This window comes from Methanoculleus sp. MH98A, from assembly GCF_000691865.1.
Classification (GTDB): domain Archaea; phylum Halobacteriota; class Methanomicrobia; order Methanomicrobiales; family Methanoculleaceae; genus Methanoculleus.
In genome coordinates this window covers 1-1003 of sequence record NZ_JMIO01000175.1, presented here as the reverse complement: position 1 = coordinate 1003, position 1003 = coordinate 1, and the positions used below count along the sequence as shown (strand labels likewise).

Here is a 1003-nt window from a genome sequence, read left to right as displayed (position 1 = left end):
TTCTTCTTTGTTCACGCGATCCACGTGTCGATTCTGTATGCATTCGACCACCATGGTCTGTAGAAATCGCCATAAACACCTTCCTGCGTATCTGCATGGAGCTGTGTCGGGTGTGCTAACTGTGCATCCAGCTGCTCGTTCCACCATACACCATATCCGTCGTAATAGACGTAGGAATCACACACATAGGAGGTTGATACATCGGAGAATGATCCGGGATCGTTTCTGACGTATTCATGTACCTCGTTCAGATCGCCTTCCGCAAACGGAACGTGACCGACCCGGACGACCTGTCCTTCCCATAAGATCATATAGGGATAGCCCTCCGGGTACTGCACGTCACTTACGTAGATCTCGAAATTGTAATCCCTGTCGCCGTTGGTAAGGTTACTATGCACAACCATCGGTCGTGATATGTTGTTGTTATCATAGGTGAAAACATGGTAGCGAGCCGGATTCGGATCATCGCAGACTGACTCTATACCTATCTCGATCCAGTTAGCGGTCGTACCGAACTTTTTTCCAAGATGGGTCGTAAGAAACTGGCGTCTGGTGCCATCCGAGGAGCATTCCATCAGTCCGGGATGTACCCATCCATTAACACCCTGAAAAACTGTGTCAAACAGCCAGATGCCTGAAGAACACATCTTTACTGCCGAAACGCCATCCTCTGTCAGAGGATCTATCTCGCCGTACATCGAATAGTTCACCTCATCCCTTGCCTGTTGCAAAAGGGGCGATACCCGTTCGTCATCAGCCTCTGTCCATCCGTCAAGGTATGAAACTCGCGGCAGGCTACGGATTGCCTCGGCAATCTCTTCTTCGGAACATCCTTTGCTTCGGAGTTCGCTGATGAACGAGGGAGATCGTTCCTGAAGTGTTGCAGGATCCACGATGTCCAGCTTCTCAATATCGAGTGCCCCGGCATCCATTGCCATCGCCGGCACCATCACCACACTCACCAGCATTATCGCCAGGAGTGTGGAGAATGCCCGCAGTCCAA

At 50.8% G+C, this 1003-nt stretch carries 1 protein-coding gene; it reads right to left on the bottom strand.

Features of this window, described 5'->3' with window-relative positions:
• Positions 1-11: 11 nt before the first annotated feature.
• Positions 12-1003, bottom strand: a 992-nt coding sequence (locus tag EI28_RS12400) for a hypothetical protein (protein ID WP_048115287.1), incomplete at its 5' end; no start/stop codon positions are given.